At 63.5% G+C, this 19,056-nt stretch carries 16 protein-coding genes; 11 read left to right on the plus strand and 5 right to left on the minus strand.

The window, feature by feature from the left end; genetic code table 11:
- Positions 1–97: 97 nt before the first annotated feature.
- Positions 98–1,351: an MFS transporter gene (locus tag I8746_RS20825; protein ID WP_003247252.1), complete on the plus strand. Its 1,254-nt coding sequence runs from the start codon at positions 98–100 to the stop codon at positions 1,349–1,351.
- A 12-nt stretch (positions 1,352–1,363) separates the two neighbouring features.
- Here I8746_RS20825 and I8746_RS20830 read toward each other — a convergent pair whose 3' ends face one another.
- On the minus strand, positions 1,364–2,308 hold the full coding sequence (locus I8746_RS20830; RefSeq protein ID WP_014754004.1) for a LysR family transcriptional regulator: 945 nt from the start codon (positions 2,306–2,308) through the stop codon (positions 1,364–1,366).
- A gap of 214 nt (positions 2,309–2,522) precedes the next feature.
- Here I8746_RS20830 and I8746_RS20835 point away from each other — a divergent pair, with 214 nt between their 5' ends.
- Genes I8746_RS20835 through I8746_RS20850 form a run of 4 tightly spaced genes read left to right on the plus strand, consistent with a single transcriptional unit; the run spans position 2,523 to position 6,381 of the window.
- Complete coding sequence (locus I8746_RS20835) at positions 2,523–4,376, plus strand: DUF1302 domain-containing protein (protein WP_017147820.1); 1,854 nt, start codon at positions 2,523–2,525, stop codon at positions 4,374–4,376.
- Positions 4,377–4,398: 22 nt separating this feature from the next.
- Positions 4,399–5,709 (plus strand): DUF1329 domain-containing protein, encoded by a 1,311-nt coding sequence (locus I8746_RS20840; protein ID WP_017147819.1) that lies wholly within the window; start codon positions 4,399–4,401, stop codon positions 5,707–5,709.
- On the plus strand, positions 5,709–6,095 hold the full coding sequence (locus I8746_RS20845; RefSeq protein ID WP_003247256.1) for a YidH family protein: 387 nt from the start codon (positions 5,709–5,711) through the stop codon (positions 6,093–6,095). The genes I8746_RS20840 and I8746_RS20845 overlap by 1 nt, the downstream gene beginning before the upstream one ends.
- Entirely contained in the window at positions 6,088–6,381 is a 294-nt protein-coding gene (locus I8746_RS20850) for a DUF202 domain-containing protein (RefSeq protein ID WP_003247257.1), read from the plus strand. The genes I8746_RS20845 and I8746_RS20850 overlap by 8 nt, the downstream gene beginning before the upstream one ends.
- A 28-nt stretch (positions 6,382–6,409) precedes the next feature.
- Here the strand turns inward: I8746_RS20850 and I8746_RS20855 are convergent, their stop codons facing one another.
- Positions 6,410–8,371, minus strand: a complete 1,962-nt coding sequence (locus tag I8746_RS20855; RefSeq protein WP_012053219.1) for an alkyl/aryl-sulfatase — start codon at positions 8,369–8,371, stop codon at positions 6,410–6,412.
- A 101-nt stretch (positions 8,372–8,472) separates the two neighbouring features.
- Positions 8,473–9,396, minus strand: a complete 924-nt coding sequence (locus I8746_RS20860) for a LysR family transcriptional regulator (RefSeq protein WP_041168508.1) — start codon at positions 9,394–9,396, stop codon at positions 8,473–8,475.
- 84 nt (positions 9,397–9,480) lie between these two features.
- Between I8746_RS20860 and I8746_RS20865 the strand changes: the two genes are divergently transcribed.
- From I8746_RS20865 to I8746_RS20885, 5 genes are read left to right on the plus strand one after another with little or no spacing between them, the layout of a single operon-like run.
- Positions 9,481–10,719, plus strand: coding sequence for a 3-hydroxyacyl-CoA dehydrogenase (locus I8746_RS20865; protein WP_012053217.1), 1,239 nt, complete (start codon positions 9,481–9,483; stop codon positions 10,717–10,719).
- Complete coding sequence (locus I8746_RS20870; RefSeq protein ID WP_014753995.1) at positions 10,716–12,491, plus strand: acyl-CoA dehydrogenase C-terminal domain-containing protein; 1,776 nt, start codon at positions 10,716–10,718, stop codon at positions 12,489–12,491. Before I8746_RS20865 ends, I8746_RS20870 begins: the two co-directional genes overlap by 4 nt.
- A gap of 33 nt (positions 12,492–12,524) precedes the next feature.
- Positions 12,525–13,688 carry an iron-containing alcohol dehydrogenase gene (locus I8746_RS20875; protein WP_221101031.1) on the plus strand — a complete coding sequence of 388 codons (1,164 nt, stop codon included), beginning with the start codon at positions 12,525–12,527 and terminating at the stop codon, positions 13,686–13,688.
- On the plus strand, positions 13,688–14,140 hold the full coding sequence (locus I8746_RS20880; protein WP_003247263.1) for a thioesterase family protein: 453 nt from the start codon (positions 13,688–13,690) through the stop codon (positions 14,138–14,140). The genes I8746_RS20875 and I8746_RS20880 overlap by 1 nt, the downstream gene beginning before the upstream one ends.
- Entirely contained in the window at positions 14,137–15,321 is a 1,185-nt protein-coding gene (locus I8746_RS20885; protein ID WP_014753993.1) for an acetyl-CoA C-acyltransferase, read from the plus strand. Before I8746_RS20880 ends, I8746_RS20885 begins: the two co-directional genes overlap by 4 nt.
- 79 nt (positions 15,322–15,400) lie before the next feature.
- Here the strand turns inward: I8746_RS20885 and mtlD are convergent, their stop codons facing one another.
- Complete coding sequence (mtlD, locus tag I8746_RS20890; RefSeq protein WP_221101032.1) at positions 15,401–17,524, minus strand: bifunctional mannitol-1-phosphate dehydrogenase/phosphatase; 2,124 nt, start codon at positions 17,522–17,524, stop codon at positions 15,401–15,403.
- Positions 17,525–17,920: 396 nt separating this feature from the next.
- Here mtlD and I8746_RS20895 point away from each other — a divergent pair, with 396 nt between their 5' ends.
- Entirely contained in the window at positions 17,921–18,217 is a 297-nt protein-coding gene (locus I8746_RS20895) for a DUF3144 domain-containing protein (RefSeq protein WP_004577437.1), read from the plus strand.
- Between the two features lie 91 nt (positions 18,218–18,308).
- Here the strand turns inward: I8746_RS20895 and I8746_RS20900 are convergent, their stop codons facing one another.
- On the minus strand, positions 18,309–19,013 hold the full coding sequence (locus I8746_RS20900) for an RHS repeat-associated core domain-containing protein (protein WP_155295231.1): 705 nt from the start codon (positions 19,011–19,013) through the stop codon (positions 18,309–18,311).
- Between the last annotated feature and the right edge of the window lie 43 nt (positions 19,014–19,056).

Here is a 19,056-nt window from a genome sequence, read left to right on the forward strand (position 1 = left end):
TGCCCGGCCCGTGGCGGCCGGGCTCTCCAGACAAGAACAATAACGAGAGATCATCATGACTCATACTGACACCCCCGCGCGTGCAGGCACGGCCTGGATGATTGCGGTACTGCTGGCGCTGTTGATGCTGGTGAACTTCCTGGACAAGGTGGTCATTGGCCTGGTGGCGGTGCCGATGTCCAGGGAACTGGGCTTGTCCCCTGCCGAGTTCGGCCTGGTAGGGGGCGCACTGCACTGGTTCTTCGCCATCTCGGCGGTGATAGGCGGCTTCATGGCCAATCGCCGGCCAACCCGCACCCTGCTGCTGGGGATGGGCGCGTTCTGGGCGCTTATCCAGTTGCCCATGTTGTTCGTCAGCTCGCTGTGGGCGATCGTCGCCTGCCGGGTGCTGCTGGGTATTGGCGAGGGACCGGCCTCACCGGTGGCTACACATGCCTTGTACAAGTGGTTCCCCAACGACCGTCGCAACCTTCCCGTGGCGCTGTTGCATACCGGCAGTGCGCTGGGGCTGTTGGTAGCGGGTGCCATGATCCCATGGATCAGTGTGCACTACGGCTGGCGCATGAACTTCATCGTGCTGGCGGTGATCGGGGCGGTGTGGTGTGTGCTGTGGTGGTGGCTGGGCAGCGAGGGCAACCTCGACCGCATTCGCCCGGGCCAGCGTGAAGAAGGGCAGGCCCCTGTTCCCTATCGTCGGCTGCTCGGTGACCGCACGGTACTGGGCAACTACTTGTGCCACTTCGCCGCCAACTGGTCCCTGGCGTTGACCCTGACCTGGGTACCGAGCTACCTGGAAACCGGGCTGGGGATCGACCCGATCATGACCGGCCAGGTGTTCGTTCTGTTCGTGGTGGTTACCACGCCGCTGAGCCTGTTCATGGCCTGGCTGTCACAGCGAATGATGCGTGCCGGGGTTGCCACGCGCTGGTCGCGCGGTGCGTTCGTTTCAGTGTGCCTGATCGCCAGCGGGCTGCTGTCAGCGGCGTTGTTTCTGCCCGGTCTGAGCAACGTCGAGCGGATCGTCAGCCTCACCTTCAGCGGCGGGCTGGCGCTGGTGATGTACTCCGTGGGGCCTGCCATGCTGGCGGAGTTCACGCCCAGCGGGCAGCGCGGCGGCATTCTGGCGATCGGCAACGGTATCGCCTCGTTGGCCGGGCTGTCGGCACCGGTGGTCACCGGTTTGCTGGTGCAGGGCGCCGGGGCCGGGCACACGGCAGGGTTTGGCCAGGGATTTCTGGTGTGCGGCGCGGTGCTGGTGATTGCCGGGCTGATCGGGCTGGCCTGGATGGACCCGCAGAAAACCCGGCAACGTCTGATGCAGGTGGGCACGGCTGCGCCAGCCCAAGCGTGATGTGCACAGCGCTCAGAGGCTCTGCTCCGCCAGGGCCTCGCGCTCGATCAAGGTTCCTTTCCAGCGCTCGTTGCGCACCGCATCCACCAGCAGTGCGCGCACCAGATCGCGCATGCAGGCGGCGGCGAACGACAGCGGCTTGTGCTGCGAGTGGGCCAAGGCGATGGTGCGGGTGATGCGCGGTTCCACTATCAGCCGCGCGCTGGCAGGCGCGGCCAAATCCAGCAGCGGCGGCCAGTTGCTGATGGTGGCCGCCAGGCCAGCACGGACCAGGCTGGTGATACCGGGGGCGGACTGCTGTTCGTAGCTGGAGTCCAGGGTCACACCGGTCTCCATGGCAGCCTGCTCGATGCGCCTGCGCAAGTGCAGGCTACGGGGTGGCATTACCAGGCGGCTCGCTGCGGCTTCAGCCAAGGTGATGGGCGACTCGTCAGGACCGTGCCCAGGCAGGCCGACCCAGTACAGGTCTTCGGAAAACACGGGCTCGGCGACCACATGGACAAGTTCTTCGGCGTTGGGCACTACGCCGAAATCCACCTTGCCCAGCTCGATCGCCTGGCCACCTTCGCGGCTCAGGCCATCCCATACGGTGAGCTTGATCCCCGGGAAGCGTGCCTGGGCCTGGGTAATGATGGCCGGCAACAACAGTGCCGAGGCCGTGGCGGGAATCGAGATGGCCACGTGCCCCTTGGGGTTGCCGCGGCTGGACTTCAGCTCATCCTTCACCGAATCGAGTTGCTGCACGACCGATCGGGCCACCTCGTACAACTGCCGCCCGGCATCGGTCAGTTCGATACCGTCATGCTGGCGCGCCAGCAGTTGCATTTCCAGTTCGCTCTCCAGCAGGCCTATCTGTCTGCTCAAGGCCGGTTGGGCGATGAACGCCTGGCGTGCGGCATTGGAAAAACTGCCGGCTTCGACAATGGCGATCAAATAACGCAGCTGTTTCAAAGTCATTGTGGTTCTCAGGCTATGCCGAAGTGATATGGCAACCATCGGGAGACGCTATTTGTTCAGCCCCGGTGGCCTACTTAGTATCGGTAAGCAGCAAAACGAGGATAACAGAAACGTTCGAATAATTACCCAAGCCCTTGCCTGCAGGCCTTTGCGCCGTACTTAAGCATTAACTCGCAATTCACTCTCTAATAAACACAATAAGAGGTTAAGAGTGATGGCATCTCGTATTTTCGGTCGCTCGGGACCGTTGTCGGTACTTGCCTCATCAGTACTTTTTTCTGCGTCTGCCTGTGCCGCTCAGTTTCACTGGGGTGAACTTGAGGGGCAATTCGACTCGGCGCTTTCCTTTGGTACCAGCCTTGCGACTGCCAACCCTGACCCGGCCCTGCACAACAGCGCCAACAGCGATGACGGCCGCCTGAACTTTGCCTCTGGCGATGTGTTTTCAGCGGTGTTCAAAGGCACCCATGACCTGGAGCTCAAGCACGATAACCTGGGGGTGTTCCTTCGCGGTACCTACTGGTACGACACGGCCCTGCGTGATCACGATCAGCGCTTCAAGCAGGTCGATGACAATAACCGCAAGCGTTCGGCCAAGACCGCAGGTAGCCAGCTGCTCGATGCCTTCGGTTACTACCTGTATGACATCGACGGCCAGCCGGGCTCGCTCAGGTTGGGCAAGCAGGTGGTCAACTGGGGTGAGAGCACCTTCATCCAGGGCGGACTGAACGTCATCAACCCCTTCAACCTGGCGGCCTTGCGCCGCCCCGGCTCGGAAGTGAAGGACGCGCTGGTGCCGGTGAACCTGTTCTACTTCACCCAGAACCTTACCGAAGCGCTGTCGGTCGACGGTTTCTATCAGCTGGACTGGGAACAGACCCAGCTCGACAACTGCGGCACGTTCTTTTCGAACAACGACTTTTTGCCCGATGGGTGTGATGGCCTGGACGTGGGCGCCAAATTGCTCGGCAACCCCACAGCCGTGACCGGGCTTGCGCCGTTCGGTGTGAACCTCACCCGCGAAGGCGTGCGCATACCTCGCGGCAGCGACCAGGATGCCCGCAACAGCGGGCAGTGGGGCGTTTCGCTGCGCTGGTACGTGGCGGCGCTGGACACCGAGTTTGGTGCTTACGCGGCGAACTACCACAGCCGCACGCCTTACCTGGGTACGGTCAGCAGCCCGTATTTCGACAACCGCCGTTTCGCCCCGCAGTTGTGCGCCAACCTCGCTATCGGGCTTGCAGACTGTGCCGCTTTTCTGGGTTCCAGCGCAGGCCAGTCGCTGGTCGGCGCGCTACGCCTGGGCACCTCGCAGTACCGGGTGCAATACCCCGAGGACATTCGCCTCTACGGCCTTTCGTTCTCCACTACCCTGCGCACCGGCACGGCGCTGCAGGGGGAGCTGAGCTACCGGCCGAACATGCCCATGCAGCTCAACGGTACCGACATCATCCAGTCGTTGTTGAACGTCGATGGCCGCTCGCCCTTGCTGGGTGACGGCCTGCGGCCAGACAGCGCCAGTACGCTGTTCGACGGCTACCGCCGTAAAGAGATGACCCAGTTGCAGGTAACCGCTGTTCACGCTTTCAGCCAGGTGATGGGGGCCAACCAGTTGCTGTTGATAGGCGAGGCTGGCGCCACCTACGTGGGCGGTCTGGAGGGCGCCTATGGCCCCCGTTACGGGCGCTCGGGCACGTTCAACAGCGGCGAACTGGCGGACAACAGCGTGTGCGTGGCCATTTCCAAAACCCCTGAGCATTGCAACGACGAAGGCTTCATGACCCCGTTTTCCTGGGGCTACCGGCTGCGTGCCACCTGGGCCTACCCCAACGTGATTGCCGGTTTCGACCTGCGGCCGAACCTGTCCTGGGCACATGACGTGCACGGCACCGGCCCGGTGGAGGGGTCGGCGTTCAGCGAAGGCTCCAGGGCCATCAGTGTCGGGTTGGATGCGACGCTCGCCAGCACCTACAGCCTGAGTGTGTCGTACACCGACTTTATCGACGGCGACTATGGCACCCGCGGCGACCGGGACTTCATCTCGCTGAGCCTGGGCGTCACTTTCTGAGGGCATGACAATGAAAATGCGTATGGTGATGATCGGCCTGTTCTGGGCGAGTGGCACGCTGGCAGCAGCCGGCCTGCCCGACAACCTGACCCCGGTGGGAGCCGAGCGTGCTGCCAGCCCCGACGGGCGCATCCCGGCCTGGCAAGGTGGGTTGAGTACAGCCCAGCAACGCCTGGGCGACAACGGCACGCCGCTGGATCCGTTTGCCGATGAGCAGCCTCTGTACCGAATCACGGCCGCCAACTACCGGCAGTACCGAGGTCAGCTTACCGACGGCCAGGTGGCCTTGCTCAAACGCTTCCCAGCCAGCCTCAGCTTGCCGGTGTATCCCACCCACCGCAGTGTTGCGGTACCCGACGCGGTCGCGGCATCGGCCGCCCGCAACGCCGAGCAGGCGCAGCTGGATGACCAGGGCAACGGTGTGCGAGGTTTCACTGGCGTCATCGCCTTTCCGCGGCCAACCAACGGCCTGGAGGTGATCTGGAACCACCTGACCCGGCATCGCAACGAGAGCTACAGCCTGAGCTCCGACAGCGTCACGCCGCTGAAGAATGGCCGCTTCGTGCTGATGAGCGCGCGTCAGGAAGTGGCCCGGCCTGAAGGCTTGGCCAGCCTGGGGGCGGGCAATGTACTTTATTACTTCACCTACCGCATGACGGCGCCCTCGCGGCTTGCCGGCGATGCGATGGTGGTGCATGAGACACTGGACCAGGTCGCCGAGCCGCGCTTGTCCTGGGTGTACAGTGCCAGCCAGCGCCGGGTACGGCGGGCGCCGAACATCGCCTATGACACCACCGGCCCAGGCACCGCCGGCCTGCGGACCGCCGACAGCCGCGACATGTTCAATGGCGCGCCAGACCGGTACGACTGGAAGCTGCTGGGCAAGCAGACGCTGCACGTGCCCTACAACAGCTACCGCTTGGCATCGCCTGAGCTGCGCTATGCGGACCTGATCAAGCCAGGTCACATCGACCCGGCACCAACCCGCTACGAACTGCACCGGGTATGGGTCGTGGAGGCGACGTTGAAGCCCGGGGCGCAGCATATCTACGCCAAGCGCCGGTTCTACCTGGATGAAGACACCTGGGCCATTCTCGAAACAGACAGCTACGACGCACGTGGCGAGCTGTGGCGCACCTCACAGGCCCATGGTTTCTTTCACCCCGGCGGCCAGGTGGCGGTCAACGCCATGGAGGTCACCTACGACCTCAAGAGTGGCCGCTACCATGCATCGGGCTTGATCAACGAGCAGCGTCGGCCCTTTGCCTTCAATGTGCGCACCAGCCTTTCGTACTTCTCGCCCGGCGCCCTGCGCAGCTTTGGTGTGCGCTGATGGGCGTGCCTGAACCACGGCCTGACTGGTCGCGGCGGCTGTTGGGCCAGGGTGAAGCGCCTGATCCGCGCTTCACCCTGGCCAACGAACGTACTTTCCTGGCCTGGATTCGCACCGCGCTGGCGCTGCTGGGTGGCGCTATCGCCATTGAAACCTTCGCCGGCCACGTCCTCGAGACACCCCTGCGGCTGTGGCTGGTCGCTGGCCTGATGCTGCTGAGCGCATTGCTGAGCGCGGGCGCCTGCCTGCGCTGGCTGCGGGTAGAGCGGGCATTGCGTCATCGACGTCCATTGCCGTTGCCGGCACTGGTGCCCTTGTTGGCGCTGGGCTGCCTGGTCGCTGTACTGCTGGCAGGTCTCGTCCTGTGGCCACGCTGGCATGGGTGATCCGGGCCTGCAGGCAGAACGCACCGAGTTGGCCTGGCGGCGCACTGTGCTGGCGCTGATGGCGGTGGCGGGGTTGGCCTGTCGTCAGGGCGATGTGTACGTGCTGGCATTGGCGGGCGTGGCCGCGCTGGCGCTGCTGACCCGCCAGGGGCGGCGTTACGAACGGGGCCTGGCGATGTTGCAGGCCGAACGCGGCCAGCCTGCGCCGTGGGAAGTGCTGGCACTGGGTAGCGTGGTGTGGCTCATGGCATTGGCAGGCTTGTGCCGGTTGGCGAAGGGCGGCTGAGCGCAGTGCCGGCGCCGCCCGCTGCCGCTCAGGGCGTGACGAGATTGAAGCGTGAATCAGCCTCTTCCAGCCCGCCCATGAATTGCAGGAACTTTACCCGCTCGCCTTTGATGTCGATTGCCCCTGCTGTGGCTTCCTTGAGAAAGCCTGTCTGCTTCAAGGCAATGCTGTCCAGCGTCTGCTTGCGCATGGTCACCTCTACATCGGCCTTGGCGTGGCGCGCCAGGTCGCGGTGGGTGAGGACGCCGTTGCGCAGGGTGAGCGCGTAGTCTTCGTCCAGGTCGGAAAACCGCCAGTTGATGGTCAGGTCGCTATCGGCAGCCTTGTAGGCATTCACCCGCACGCCCAGATAGTCGAAAAACAGGCTGGGTGTCAGGGCCCGCACCATGTCATCGGCGTTGCCGCCGCTACCCGCACCGGTGGCAACGCCTGAGCGCAATTCCTGCGCGCCACTGAGGTAGGCATTGCGCCAGGTGGCGTTCTCACTCTGGTAACCCAGTTGCTCCAGCGCGTCGGCCTGCAGTTCGCGGGCCTCGGTGTTGTCTGGCTCGGCGAATACCAGGTGGTTGACCAATTGCGCCACCCAGCGATAGTCGCCCTCGGCGAAGGCCTGGCGGGCCTGGGTCAGCACCTGATCGGCACCTCCCATCGCCGCCACGTAACGCTTGCCGGCCGCTTGCGGTGGCAATGGGTCGAGGTTGGCCGGGTTGCCGTCGTAGAACCCCATATAGCGTTGATAGACGGCCCTGACGTTATGGCTGAGCGAGCCGTAGTAGTCGCGGCTGTACCATTTGCTTGCCAGGCGCGGCGGCAGGCTGGCCAAGGTCTGGGCAATTTCCATGGGCGTCTGGCCCTGATTGATCAGGCGCAAGGTCTGGCTGTCGATGAAGGCATACATATCGCGCTGGTCGGCCAGGTAGTCGCGGATGGCCGCGCCGCCCCAAGTGGGCCAGTGATGCTGGGCGAACACCACCTCGGCCTGGTCGCCATAGCGCGCCAGCGATTGGTCCAGGTAATGGGCCCACACTTTCGGATCGCGCACCAGTGCCCCGCGCAGCGTCAGTACGTTGTGCTGCACATGGGTGGCGTTCTCGGCCATGCACAGTGCCCTGAGCACCGGGAAATAAATGTTCATTTCCGCCGGCGCCTCGGTGCCCGGGGTCAGCTGGAACTCCACCTCCACGCCGCTCAGGGTCATGCGTTGCAGCGGTTGGCTGATTTCGAGCGTCGGCGCGATGAGGCTGACAGTGGCATTGGCCGGCACGCCCTTGCCCAGTCCGGCATCCACCTGGCCTCGCGGCCCACGGGGCAGGGGGGCGCCGTACATGTACTGGGCGCGGCGTTTCATGGCCGGTCCGGCCAGCACGTTTTCGCCGATGGCATGTTCGAAGAACCCCTCGGGCGCGATGACCTGGACTTTGCCAGCCTTGACGTCCGCCTCGTTGATCACCCCGCGCACGCCGCCGAAATGGTCGACGTGCGGGTGGGTGTAGATCACCGTGGTCACCGGCTTGCGCGGGCGGTGCTTGAAGTACAGTTCGAGGCCCGCCTTGGCAGTCTCCACGGCAAGCAGCGGGTCAAGCACAATCAGCCCGTCCTTCCCCTCGACGATGGTCATGTTGGCCAGGTCCAGGCCGCGAAGCTGGTAGATGCCCTCGGTGACCTTGAACAGTCCGGCGATGTTGTTCAACTGAGCGATGCGCCACAAGCTCGGGTTTACCGTGGCAGGGGATTGCGCCGGTTCCAGAAAAGCATACTGGGCCAGGTTCCACACGGTCTTGCCATCGGCTGTCGCGACTGGCCCGTCAAACCGCTCGACCAGCCCACGCCGGGCGGTTTCGTAATCGACGCGATCCTCGAAAGGCAACCGTTGCAGCCACTGCTGGTTGCTGGCCTGGGTGGCCGGGGTGGCATCCTTGGCCGCTGTTGCGGCCAGGCTCGGAAGGGGGGCCAGCAGGGCAAGCGCCAGCATCGACAGTGAAAAGCGCATGGGATGTCCTTGTTGTTATTGGGGCAGAACACTCTAGGGGAGGGGCTTGCGCACCAGCCAATACCAGAGCGGCATGGCCGCTATCGCGTTTCCTGATGGCTTCAGGCGGGGGGGAGCGTGAGGATCTGTTCGACCAGCCAGGCCAGGGCGGGGTCGTGCTGACGGTGGCTCAGGTGCACCACTTCCAATTCGAAAGGCTCCAGGGCAAATGGCAGTTCGTACACCGCCAATGGCAGCAGGTGCGCAAACTGCTGCGCCAGTTGCCGCGGCAGCACCACACACATGTCGGTGGCTGCGGCCAGATGGGCGGCCTGCAGGTAGTTGGGCGTGGTATAGGCGATTTGCCGGGTCAGGCCTTGCTCGGCCAGCCACTGGTCGACCATGCCCCGGGTCTGGCCGCCGTGCACCCAGATGTGCCGCAAACCCAGGAACGCGTCGAGGTCCAGTGCCTGGCCCGGCACCAGGTGCGGGTGCTGCTGGCGCAGCGCGATCTGCAGGGTTTCACGGCGCCAGGGGTGGCGGGTGAAGCGCGCCGGCACCTCGTCGAAACGGCCCAGTACCAGGTCGAGGTCGCCCCGGTCCAGCGCCTCGGCCGGCAGGTTGGGGGCCAGGTGCACCACGTCGATGCGCACGTTGGGTGCCAGTAGCTCCAGCCGCGCCAGGAGTGGCGGCATGCACAGCTGTTCGACGAAATCGGTGAGGGCGATGCGCAACTGGCGATGGCTGCGCTGAGGCTCGAAGCCATCGCCGGTGCCCAACGTCTGCTCGATCTGCTGTAACGCCGCTCGTATTGGCCCCTCCAGTGCCAAGGCCCGTGGTGTCGGGCGCATGCGCCGGCCCACGCGGACCAGCAGCGGGTCGCCCAGCTGGTCACGCAGGCGCGCCAGGGCATTGCTCACGGTCGGCTGGGTGAGGGCCAGACGCTCGGCTGCCCGGGATACGTTCTGTTCACGCAGCAACATATCGAAGACGCGCAGCAGGTTCAGGTCGAAGTTCGAAATATTCATGCCGAAAATATATGGCATACGAAATGGAAATTTCAAAAATACCTTCGGCCTGCTTAGGGTGATCACAGTCCTCATACCTACAAGAAAGCAGGAGCGTTGCGCGTGAATACTCCCTTCCCGATCAATCAGGTGGCTGTGATAGGTGCAGGCACCATGGGCCGCGGCATCGTCATCAGCCTGGCCAACGCCGGGCTGTCGGTGCTGTGGCTGGACTGCAACGCGGCAGCGCTCGAAGCCGGGCTGGGCATGGTCAGCCAGGCCTGGGCCCAGCAGGTGGACAAGCAGCGCATCACCCCGGCCCAGGCCGACGCTTGCCTGGCGCGTGTGCAGGCAGTGGACGGCTATCCGGCGTTGGCGGAGGCCGACCTGGTGATTGAAGCGGTGTATGAAAACCTGGCGCTCAAGCAGGAAATCTTCCGTGCACTGGATGCACACCTCAAGCCACGTGCGATCCTGGCCAGCAACACCTCGGCGCTGGACATCGACGCGATTGCCGCCGTCACCCAGCGGCCGTCCCAGGTCCTGGGGCTGCATTTCTTCAGCCCTGCGCATGTCATGAAGCTGCTCGAAATCGTGCGTGGGACGCACACCGATCAGAAGGTGCTCGATGCCGCCAAAGCGCTGGGCGAGCGCATGGGCAAAGTGGCGATAGTGGCAGGCAACTGCCCTGGTTTCATTGGCAATCGCATGTTGCGCAGCTATGTGGGCGAAGCGCGCAAGTTGCTGCTTGAAGGGGCGTTGCCACATCAGGTGGATGCGGTACTGCAGCAGTTCGGCTTCGCCATGGGGCCGTTCCGCATGTACGACGTGGTGGGCATCGACCTGGAGTGGCGCGCCCGGCAGTTGGCCGGGCAAGGCATGCACGACCCGCTGGTGCAGGTCGATAATGCACTGTGCGAGCTCGGCCGCCTTGGGCAGAAGACCGGGCAGGGCTATTACCGCTATGCCCCCGGCAGCCGGCAGGCCGAGCATGACCCGCAGGTCGACGCGTTGGTGCTGCAGGTGTCTCAGAACCTTGGCTACCGACGTCGGGGCATCAGTGCCGAGGAAATCCTCGAACGGTGCCTGCTGGCACTGGTCAACGAAGGGGCGAAGGTTCTCCAGGAAGGTATCGCCGCCAGCAGCAGCGACATCGACCGGGTCTGGCTCCACGGCTATGGCTTCCCGGCTGCCACTGGCGGGCCCATGCGCTGGGCTGACGAGCAGGGGGCGCCGTTTATCCTGGCCCGGCTGGAATACCTGCAGGGCGTGCTTGGCGAGCATTGGCGCCCGGCAGGGCTGCTCTACTCACTCGTGGCCGGTGGCAAGCGTTTCGAACCGCGCGGGGAGGTTCAGGCATGAACTACCAGGCGCCCCTTCGCGACATGCGTTTCGTGCTGCATGAACTGTTCGACCTGAGCGGACATTGCCAGCAACTCGGTATCGAACTGGACCGCGACACCCTCGACGGCATCCTTGAGGAGGCCGCACGCTTCACTGGCCAAATCATCGCACCACTCAATCGCAACAGTGACGAACAGGGCTGCCAGTGGGTGGGCGGCGAGGTCACCACCCCGGACGGCATGCGGGACGCCTATCGGCAATACGTCGAACATGGCTGGGCCAGTATGACCGGGCCGCAGGCCTACGGTGGCCAGGGTTTGCCGCAGATGGCATCGGCCAGCTTCCATGAAATGCTGATGGCAGCGTCGTTGTCGTTCCGCATCTACTCCGGCCTGACCGAGGGCGCGGTCCTGGCGTTGCATCGCCATGGCAGCGAGCCACTCAAGCAGGCCTACCTGAGCCGGATGGTCAGTGGCGAGTGGGCCGGCACCATGTGCCTGACCGAGCCGCAGGCCGGCACCGACCTGGCGTTGCTGCGTACCCGCGCCCAGCCCGAAGCGGACGGCAGCTATCGCATTACCGGCAGCAAGATATTCATCAGTGGTGGCGAGCAGGACCTGACCGACAACATCGTTCATCTGGTACTCGCGCGCCTGCCTGATGCGCCGGCCGGTGTCAGGGGCATCAGCCTGTTCCTGGTGCCCAAGCTGTTGCCCGGTGGCGAGCGCAATGCGCTGGGCTGCGGGGCGCTGGAGCACAAGATGGGCATCAAGGGGGCATCGACCTGCGTGATGAACTTCGACGGTGCCCAGGGCTGGCTGGTGGGGGAGGCCAACCAGGGCCTGGCCTGCATGTTCACCATGATGAACGATGCCCGCTTCCAGGTCGGCCTGCAGGGGCTTGGTATTGCCGAGGCCGCTTTTCAGGGAGGGCTGGCCTACGCCCGGGAGCGTCTGCAGTCGCGCTCGCTTGCTGGGCCGGTGGCAGCGGAAAAGCCTGCCGATCCGATCATCGTCCATCCAGACGTGCGGCGCATGCTGCTGACCCAGAAGACCCTTACCGAGGGCTGTCGCATGCTGGGCATCTACACCGCTCGGCAACTGGACCTGGAGCATGCTGCGAAAAATGCACCGGCGCGCCAGGCCGCAGCTCGGCGGGCGGCGTTGCTGATCCCTATCGTCAAGGCGTTCTTCACCGACGTCGGTCAGGAAGTCGCCAGTCTTGGGGTGCAGGTGTACGGCGGTCACGGCTACATCCGCGAGTGGGGGATGGAGCAGTTGATGCGCGATAGCCGCATCACCCAGCTTTATGAAGGCACCAACGGCATACAGGCCCTCGACCTGATACGCCGCAAGGTCCTGGGGGACGGCGGGGCCGAGCTCAATCTGCTGATCGACGAAATGGCGCCGCACGTCAGGGCTGCCAATGCGCTCGACGGCCTGCAGGCCATGGCGACGGCCGTGGGGCAACGTCTGGAGGAATGGCGCGTCCTGGCCGCCCATGTGGTCGAGGCCTGTCAACGCGACCCCCAGGAGTCAGGGGCAGTGTCGGTTGATTTTCTTGCCTACTCGGCCTACGTGCTGTTGGCGGCGATGTGGTTGCAAGCGGCGGTGTGCGCTGAAGCGACGCTTGCCGCCGGCAGCGCGGAAACAGCCTTCTACAGGGCCAAGCTTGACGCCGCGACGTTCTACTGGCGGCGGCTCCTGCCCCGCGCCACTGCTCACCGCGAGGCCCTGCTGGGTGGCGCGGACTGCCTGATGGCGCTACCGGCGAGCGATTTCGCGTTCTAGCGCACGGCAAACCACACGAACAAGGAGAGTGCGATGCAGCCTTTCAGCTTTGCCACCACTGCGCAGATCCTCTGCGAACCCGGCGCGGTGCAGCGCCTTGCAGGTCTGTGCCGTGAGCGCGGTGCCAAGCGTGTTTTGATTATCAGTGACCCGGGTATCGCCCGCCTTGGCATGCTTGATGACCTGCTGCCGGGGTTCACGGCAGCCAAGGTCGGTGTGGCGATCTTCAGTGAGGTTACGGCCGACCCTAGCGAGGCATGCGTGCTGGCGGCCGCCCAGCGCGCCCGGCATATCGGCGCCGACCTGGTGGTGGGGTTCGGCGGCGGCAGCTCGATGGATGTGGCCAAGCTGGTTGCGCTGCTGGCCCACCGCGACTGTTCGCAGCCCATCGCCGAGCTGTACGGCATCGACAGGGCCAAGGGCCGCCGGCTGCCGTTGATCCAGGTGCCCACCACGGCAGGTACCGGTTCGGAGGTGACGCCGATCGCCATCGTCACCACCGGTGCCACCACCAAGATGGGCATTGTTTCGCCGCTGCTGTTGCCAGACCTGGCAGTGCTCGACGCCGTCTGTACCCTCGGCCTGCCATCGGCGGTGACGGCTGCTACCGGTATCGACGCCATGGTACATGCCATCGAAGCCTATACCAGCCGCCTCAAACGTAACCCGCTGTCCAGTCTGCTGGCCCGTGAGGCGCTGCGGCTGCTGGCGGATAACCTTGACCAGGCTGTGCACAATGGCGGCAACCTGCAGGCCCGCCAGGCCATGCTGCTGGGGGCTTGCCTGGCCGGCCAGGCCTTTGCCAATGCACCGGTGGCGGCGGTGCATGCCCTGGCCTATCCGCTGGGTGGGCACTTTCATGTTCCCCATGGCCTGGCCAACGCGCTGGTGTTGCCGCATGTGCTGCGCTTCAACCTGCCGGTGGCGGCAGTGGACTACGCCGAACTGGCCGTGCCGCTGCTGGGGGCCCGTTTGCAGCCCGGTGATCAGCGCCAGCAGGCAGAACAATTCGTGGCCGAGCTGGCCGCGCTAGGTCGCCGCTGCGGGTTACCGGACCGCCTGCGCGACGCCGATGTACCGCGTCATCGGCTTGGCCAGCTGGCCGAAGACGCGATGCAACAGCAGCGCCTTTTGGTCAATAACCCGCGTGAAGTCACCCAGGCCGATGCGCTGGCCATCTATGAGGCAGCCTACTGATGAGCGACCTCCGGCAACGTGAACACTATCGGCACTTCACGCCTATAACCACCCGGTGGCACGACAACGATGTCTATGGCCACGTGAACAATGTGGTCTATTACAGCTTTTTCGACAGCGCCGTAAACCGCCTGCTGGTGCGGGAGGGCGGGTTGGATATCGACCAGGGGAGGGTGATCGCGCTGGTGGTCAGCTCCGCCTGCGACTACCAGGCGCCGGTGGCCTTCCCGCATGACATCGAAGTGGGCCTAGTGGTGGGCCGGTTGGGCAACACCTCGGTGCACTATCAGTTGGCTGTGTTCCTTGCCGGTCAGCCATTGGCCTGCGCCACCGGCCGCTTCGTCCATGTATTCGTCGACCGCGAAGGGCGGCGCCCGGTGCCGGTACCTGACTGCCTGCGGCGCGTGTTGAGCGAACTGCAGCCCCTATCCCCTGAGGAACAGCCATCATGAAAGACGCCGTGATCGTCGCCACTGCTCGCACCCCTATCGGCAAAGCCATGCGTGGCGCCTTCAACGACCTGAAAACCCCCAGCATGACGGCTGTCGCCATCCGCGCCGCGGTAGAACGTGCCGGTATCGAACCGGCGCAGGTCGATGACCTGGTGCTGGGGACTGCCATGCAGAGCGGCACTGCCGCGATCAACCCGGGTCGGCTGTCGGCGCTGGCCGCCGGCCTGCCCCAAACGGTCAGCGGTCAGACCGTCGACCGCCAGTGCGCTTCAGGCCTGATGGCCATTGCCACGGCGGCGAAGCAGATCATGGTTGATGGCATGCAAGTGACCATTGGCGCAGGCCAGGAGCAGATCAGCCTGGTGCAGCAGGTGCACAACCAGCTGGCCAGTGAGGCTTACGACCCCGCAGTGCTGCGCATGAGCGAGCACGCCTACATGCCGATGTTGCAAACGGCCGAACGGGTGGCCCGGCGTTATGGCATAAGCCGCGAAGCACAGGATGTCTACGCCCTGCAGTCTCAGCAGCGCACGGCGGCGGCGCAGGCGGCAGGGTTGTTCGCCGCTGAAATCGTGCCGGTCACCGCACGCAAGAAGGTGGTGGACAAGCTGACAGGTGTTGTCAGCCATGAAGAGGTGCGCCTGATCCAGGACGAAGGGAACCGACCGGCGACGACCCTGGCCGATCTACAGGGGCTCAAGCCCGTGGTCGAAGGCGGTTGTGTCACGGCCGGCAATGCCAGTCAGTTGTCCGATGGCGCCAGTGCCTGCGTGCTGATGGAGGGCGCGCTGGCGGCGCGCTCGGGCATCGCAGCCCTGGGGCTTTACCGCGGTATCGCCGTGGCTGGCCTTGCCCCCGAGGAAATGGGCATCGGCCCGGTATTGGCGGTGCCCAAGCTACTGCGCCAACAGGGCCTGACGGTAGACGATATCGGGCTATGGGAGCTGAACGAGGCGTTTGCCTGCCAGGTGCTGTATTGCGCCCAGCAGTTGCAGATCGACCCGGCGAAACTGAACGTCAATGGCGGCGCCATTGCTATCGGCCACCCCTACGGCATGAGCGGCGCGCGGATGGTCGGCCATGCCTTGCTGGAGGGCAAGCGACGTAAGGTGAAGTACGTGGTCGTGACGATGTGCGTGGGCGGCGGCATGGGCGCAGCAGGCCTGTTCGAAGTGCTTTAGGCCGGTATCCAAGGCCAGCCCATGGCGCTGACCGGGACGCAGGCGCAACCCGCGCCCACGGTGTCCCGGCCAGGGCTGGTTATGAGCCTACAGCAACCGCGTGGCGCGAAGCTGGCTGTGGCAATTGGCGGAAGCCTTCACGGATGGCAGCGATCAGTTCCGCGTCCTTGACGGGGCACAACCCGGGGAACGGTTTGTTGGCATGGGTGAGCACGGCTTCGACGCTTTCCTGGTTATCCAGGTAAACCTGCCTGATTGCCTGGCTTTCCAGGTCCTTGCTGTTGCTGCAGTTCAGGGCGTGGTGAATGGCGAGCCCGGCGCCAAACGCCAGGGCCGGGGTTGCAATACCGTGCTTGCGGGCAAGGTCGATGCTGCTGAGGATGCGTTCGTTGCGTTGCAGCTTGCGCAAGGGGTCGCGGCCTACCCGGGCGCAGGGGTCTTTGAACGAGGTTTTGCAGCGCTCGAGGAATGCCTCGGCAAAGCGGCTGACCACCTCGGCCATCTGTGGGTATTCGGCCACCAGTGCAGGCGCGACCTCCTGGCGAATCAGGCGCTCGGCCAACTCACTCACCCGCGCATCGCCCATGCCCTGGCCGACCCAGGCATGGCCCAGCAGGCTGGCGTACCAGGCCACGATGGCGTGCGGGCCGTTCCACAGGCGGTTCTTGATGATCTGGATCTGGGCAATGTCTGGCACTGTCTTCACCTGGCGCAGGCGTTCGAGCAGATCGCTGCCGCGCTCCGCGTAAAGCGGCATGTCGGCTTCACTGTTGAACAGCACCAGATGCAGCTGGCTCATGGCGCTGCTGGGCTGTGCAAAGGGCCTGAAGTGGCCGATCAGCCGTTCGTACTCCGGTAGCGGCGCTGAAGGTTTGCAGGTGCTTGCGGGCTCGTCTTCCAGGCTGTTCTGGAACATCTGCGACTTGATGCGCAGTTGCCGCACCAGCGCGTCATTGCCCAGTTTGGACACGATGCGGCTGACCACCGTTTCGGCGAAATGGGTCTTCTGCAAAACCTGCTCGCTGATCGCAGGCGGGCACAGTAACGCCAGCTCGGCTTGCACATGACGCCGCACGAACGCCGCACCGCCAACCTTGTTCAGCACGATCAGCAGGGTCAGCTCGCGGCCTCGGCGCTCGAAGCGTTGCAGCAGGCCTTGGGCGATCACCCTGGCCTGGCTTCTGATGGCCTGCTCGGGCAGGCTCAGGCCGATGATTTCGGCAGTGGTGTACATGCTGATGACCGCGTCGTCATCGTCCATGTCGATCATGCGCACGTTGTCGATGGTCTGGTCGAACGATGTGGCACCGTAGCGCACGCTGTAGCGGCCGAAGGCGCTGACGCTTTCGCGCAGCATGCGCGAGCGGGTTGCGGCAATGATTTCACGCGGTCGGGTGTAGCCGTCCCAATGGGAAAATACCTGCGTCAGGTAACCGCCGCCGATGGCGCCAAAACCATGAATGCCCACGCTGAACTGGTTCATCGAGGCCGGGAACGGCTCGCTCAATGCAGGCATGCCCAGGTCGGGTACGCACTCGCTCAGGTCGGCGAGAAACGCATGCATGCTGCGGTAGGCTTTGAGCGCGCCCGCCTTGATTTCCGGCGCAGGCGGCTTGATGTCCTCGATCAGGATCGCCTGCCCTTCGGCGCGCATCGCTGACAGCATGCCGTTTTCCGAGTCCTCGACCATGAAGCACTGGCCTGGCTCGCAATTGAGCGCGCGGGCGGCTTTCAGGAAAATCTCGGGGTGGGGTTTGCCTTGGCCGACTTCATCGCCACAAACGGTGATGTCGAAGTACTTCAGCACGTTGGCGTTGATCAGGTATTCCTCGGCGATGGCACGGCGGCTGGAGGTGGCCACTGCCATGGTCAGGCCCGACTTGCGCAGGCGCTCCAGCACCTCCAGCAGGCCGGCCTTGATCGGTACGCCGTGATTGCGCACGTACTCCAGCTCAAGTTCATCGGCGCGTTGGCGGATTTCGGCGTACGGGAAGTCGTCGCCGTTATGCGCCTTGGCAAGGGCTTCGGCCTTTTTTGCGCTCAGGCCCAGCGAGCCAATCAAGGTCTGCTCGCTCAGCGCTTTGCCGAAGATTTCCAGAGACGCTTGCTTGAGTGTCTTGAAGCGCAGGCGCTCGGTGTCGAAGAGGGTGCCATCCATATCGAAGATGGCGCTGAAAATCTGTTTACCGTGAAAGAAAAGCATTGGCTGTTGCCCCTTGTCGTTGCGTCAGGCATCCCGCCTGCAACAGGCGAGAACGGTGTGTGAGCTGCAGTGGAGGCAGTCAGGTCGGGGGCACACGTTCGACAGGGGGACGCTCAGGAGTGACGCAGAGGTAAGGCGGGGCGGAGCGGGGCGTGCAGAGGAGGTTGGCAACCGTTGAGGTGAGGCGGGTGGCGCGTTTGGCCTTGAGGTCACGCCCACTGGCTGCAGTCGGTTTTGCAGGCAGTGGGCGCAAATAGCGATGGATACGTGTGATTCCAAGCATGAGGTGCTTTGCTTCCTTTTCGTCATGGGTGATCCTTTTTCAGCCTTGCACGTATGCGCCGCGACATGCAAGGCTTGGCCTCCCGCTCGCATTGCGCAACAAGGTGAACCCCAATGACCCAAGCTACCGACCAGGCCTTTTACGATCGCGCCGATGCGCACATCGAACTGGCGAACCAGCAGATCGAAAAGTTCGAAGACCTGGGCAAGGTAAGCGCCTCGCTGACCTTCGGTGCCGCGCGCTTCAGCGCCTGGATGAGCGCCCGCAGCTTCAAGAGCGGCGCGGAGCTGGGGGCGGCACGGGAAGAGATTCTGAAGTACTTCTGCGATCAGTACCGGATGATGCTCGAGGACAACCTCGATGAGCATATCGAGCATTTTGACCGGTACATGCTGGGTAAGAACGACTAGTTTCTGTGCGCGATCTCGAAAGTTCCATCCAATGAAGCGCGTGAATTATCGCCGCATGATGGCAATTTGATGCGTACTTTTGCTTTGTGCCTTATGGAGCTCCACGTAGAGCGGGAACCAATGATTCAGCGGATTCGCTCTGTTGTGGCTGCGCAGGGGCGGCGCTTATGAACCATTTACGAGGGTAGGTAACCCTTTCAAAACCATACTTTTTAAAGTGGGCATCAGTACGGTCATGGTTTCTGTTGCGACCGTCATCCAGCCATAGGTCGATTCTTAAATCATCTTTCTTGAAAACAGTCTTGCCCGCAAGATCATCGCGCAGGACAGGGTGGGGAAGATCGTCATATGTCCCGTTTTTGCCGTTTTCCTTTATCAAGAAGTGATTGTAGGTCCCATCTTCCTGCTTCTTGTACACTGACAAGCTTTTTCCCCAGGTTTTTAAAAATGGTTTGAGTGGCTCCTTAGGTATCCCATGTTGTTTCAGAAATTGAGTAAGACCTGTTTTACGCCAAGGCATCATTAGCTTAATGATGCTTATCCGGCCTGATGGGTCATGCCTGTTTACCGGATCGCCCAGGCAATAACAGTATGTATTTACTCCACCCTGCCCAAACGGGCTCAACGCGTCTGGACTGAGAAATCGCATCAAGGCAGGGCTATAGTAGCGATGTCCCTGGCCAAGACTATACGATTGTAAAATCTCGTCCTTCCACTCGCCATTGTACCCTAAGCACGCGTCTGGCCTGGCCCACAGTTTCCCGTAAGCTGTATACGACAGCGGCTGTTTCTTCATTCGCCTCTCGTCGACAAATATTCGGTAATTAAAGTGTTCACCT

Origin of the sequence: Pseudomonas sp. USTB-Z (assembly GCF_019691255.1) — a bacterium.
GTDB lineage: Bacteria > Pseudomonadota > Gammaproteobacteria > Pseudomonadales > Pseudomonadaceae > Aquipseudomonas > Aquipseudomonas alloputida.

Coding starts and splice junctions, on each gene's coding strand:
- I8746_RS20840 (WP_017147819.1), top strand. CDS start 4,399: ATGGTGATGATCGGCCTGTTCTGGGCGAGTGGCACGCTGGCAGCAGCC.
- I8746_RS20895 (WP_004577437.1), top strand. CDS start 17,921: ATGACCCAAGCTACCGACCAGGCCTTTTACGATCGCGCCGATGCGCAC.
- I8746_RS20875 (WP_221101031.1), top strand. CDS start 12,525: ATGCAGCCTTTCAGCTTTGCCACCACTGCGCAGATCCTCTGCGAACCC.
- I8746_RS20855 (WP_012053219.1), bottom strand. CDS start 8,371: ATGCGCTTTTCACTGTCGATGCTGGCGCTTGCCCTGCTGGCCCCCCTT.
- I8746_RS20860 (WP_041168508.1), bottom strand. CDS start 9,396: ATGCCATATATTTTCGGCATGAATATTTCGAACTTCGACCTGAACCTG.
- I8746_RS20900 (WP_155295231.1), bottom strand. CDS start 19,013: ATGAAGAAACAGCCGCTGTCGTATACAGCTTACGGGAAACTGTGGGCC.
- mtlD (WP_221101032.1), bottom strand. CDS start 17,524: ATGCTTTTCTTTCACGGTAAACAGATTTTCAGCGCCATCTTCGATATG.
- I8746_RS20880 (WP_003247263.1), top strand. CDS start 13,688: ATGAGCGACCTCCGGCAACGTGAACACTATCGGCACTTCACGCCTATA.
- I8746_RS20885 (WP_014753993.1), top strand. CDS start 14,137: ATGAAAGACGCCGTGATCGTCGCCACTGCTCGCACCCCTATCGGCAAA.
- I8746_RS20825 (WP_003247252.1), top strand. CDS start 98: ATGATTGCGGTACTGCTGGCGCTGTTGATGCTGGTGAACTTCCTGGAC.
- I8746_RS20845 (WP_003247256.1), top strand. CDS start 5,709: ATGGGCGTGCCTGAACCACGGCCTGACTGGTCGCGGCGGCTGTTGGGC.
- I8746_RS20870 (WP_014753995.1), top strand. CDS start 10,716: ATGAACTACCAGGCGCCCCTTCGCGACATGCGTTTCGTGCTGCATGAA.
- I8746_RS20850 (WP_003247257.1), top strand. CDS start 6,088: ATGGGTGATCCGGGCCTGCAGGCAGAACGCACCGAGTTGGCCTGGCGG.
- I8746_RS20835 (WP_017147820.1), top strand. CDS start 2,523: ATGGCATCTCGTATTTTCGGTCGCTCGGGACCGTTGTCGGTACTTGCC.
- I8746_RS20830 (WP_014754004.1), bottom strand. CDS start 2,308: ATGACTTTGAAACAGCTGCGTTATTTGATCGCCATTGTCGAAGCCGGC.